At 48.7% G+C, this 2,025-nt stretch carries 2 protein-coding genes; both read left to right on the top strand.

The features are described from left to right. Positions 1-107: 107 nt before the first annotated feature. Complete coding sequence (locus AC27IO_RS23420; RefSeq protein ID WP_498741063.1) at positions 108-614, top strand: helix-turn-helix transcriptional regulator; 507 nt, start codon at positions 108-110, stop codon at positions 612-614. Between the two features lie 763 nt (positions 615-1,377). Beyond that, positions 1,378-1,998 (top strand): hypothetical protein, encoded by a 621-nt coding sequence (locus AC27IO_RS23415; RefSeq protein ID WP_498741061.1) that lies wholly within the window; start codon positions 1,378-1,380, stop codon positions 1,996-1,998. Positions 1,999-2,025: the final 27 nt, after the last annotated feature.

Raw genomic sequence — 2,025 nt, 5'->3', positions numbered from 1 at the left:
ATTTAAAATAATACTCTGATTTGCATCATCAACTGTCAGATTTGATCGACCAGCCAATCGTTAGGCGTGTTCAATTCTCACCACTCGTTTCGCTTACAAGCTCCGCAATGGAGATTGCGAAGAACATATGCGAATCATGTGGGAGGGGTCAACAGGAGACGCTTTTTCTTTTTAAAAGTACCCTGCCGCAATGGGCGAGCCTGCGCGAAGCGTTACTCAACTTGATGATTCACGGTGTGCCTAACAGCTATTCAGCTCAAATTAACAGCCGAGGGGCATTGCCCAGTCCAAAAAATATTAAAAAAGCAATTGACTACATGGTCGCCCATGCAGCAGGGCCCTTGCGTCTGGCGGAAATCGCTTTTGCTTCCGGCTGCAGTGTTCGATCATTACAGAGCGGCTTCATGCAATTCAAAGGGATGTCGCCAATGGAGTATTTAAGGATGATTCGCCTCTGCGGGGTGAAAGCTGAAATTGCTTCCGGCCCCAGCGAGAGGAAAATTTCAGACATCGCGTACTCATGGGGTTTCGTTCATCTGTCTTCCTTTGCAGCTTTCTACCAGAAAGCCTTTGGAGAAACGCCCTCGGAAACACGGCGACGCATGTCAGGGTAATAATTTCGAGAAAGCTTCGTGAACAATGCTTTTCGATGATTTTTATTCTGCTCGTCTTATCGATGGGCGGATGAATGGCTGGCTAATTTATTAACCGGTTCGCGACAGCTGCAAATCCGAAGCATTGCTCTCCGACTCTGGCGGCGTCTAAAGCAGCATTGAGCGCCAGATTATTGGTTTACAAAGCAATAGCTTCGATTACATAAAGAATTTTTAAGACGCGATGTCTATCTGCTAAATCTCCGAATTTTTCGCGGTTTCTTCGGACGAGTGCAGACCATGTTTTTGACATCCAAAGTTGCTGTGCGCGCGTACAGAGAAGCTCAAGCTCTTCTCGAACCCTCGTTCTCTAGCAACCACCGTCACAGCTCAGGCTTTGCCTAGCCAAACCACTCATGTTCGCTCTAACTTCCGCCTTGATGGGGTTGTGCGCCTTTTCAGGAAGGGCGGCCTCGTTTGGCAGGGTCGCTCACGCGGCCCTGTCCGGCGCCGAGTGGCCAAGTGATTGCAAGGGCGCTGGCGATGAGAGCCCGCATGCAATCAACCACAAATGCGTGGCAGCGCACATCTCGCAGGCGTCCACTGCCCGTGGGGCATTGAGCAGAGGGCACGTCCACTCACGGCTAGCTGATCTCAAAGGAAAACTGATGCCGAGTCGGGTCGTCTTCATGATTAGAGAACTCAAGCATTTATCGGAATTTTGGGCCTAACGCTGACCCAATCTTTTAGCAATTCTGTCAAAGCGTTATTCGCTAAAACTGATATGACCATCGACGCAGCAAAAAACTCTCCCGCCGTTTCTAGAATTACCTTCCGGAGCCGGAACGTCGATGAATTCATGAGCATGTTCAGTTCGCTTCACGCTCCTATAGCCGCTCGACCTGGCCCGTGTAATCAATTTGAGATGTCGTCTGAGATGCTCACCAGCGGCGGGATATGTGTGTCGAAAACTATATCATCTGACATAGATCTGAAATTCAATGATGTTTTCGACGGATACGGACTAACCCTGCCTTCAAGTGGAAATTTTTCGACGTACGATGTTAAAAATGACGTACTTGAAGCGAGGCAAGGCTTCGGGATAATGGTAGATTCGCGAACGGTAACCGGGGCATCCATGAAAGGTGGCAGTAGTTTTGAAAGACTTACTATCAACACTGTGGATTTACATCGCCAACTTTCTGATTTGATTGACCAGCCAATCGTTAGGCGCGTTCAATTCTCACCACTCGTTTCGCTTACTAGCTCCGCAATGGAGATTGCGAAAAACATCATGCGGATCATGAGGGAGGGGTCAACAGGAGACGCTTTTCTTTTAAAGTACCCTGCCGCAATGGCGAGCCTGCGCGAAGCGTTTACTCAACTTGATGATTCACTGGTGTGACCTAACAGCTATTCAGCTCAAATTAAC

The sequence above is a fragment of the Acidovorax sp. KNOB132 genome, assembly GCF_057541515.1.
The sequence above is the reverse complement of the archived record's forward strand: the minus strand, read 5'-3'. Positions and strand labels throughout refer to the sequence as shown.

What these genes read in the sequence shown, in the direction of transcription:
- AC27IO_RS23420 (WP_498741063.1), top strand. Translation starts at nt 108, where the DNA reads ATGGAGATTGCGAAGAACATATGCGAATCATGTGGGAGGGGTCAACAG.
- AC27IO_RS23415 (WP_498741061.1), top strand. Translation starts at nt 1,378, where the DNA reads ATGACCATCGACGCAGCAAAAAACTCTCCCGCCGTTTCTAGAATTACC.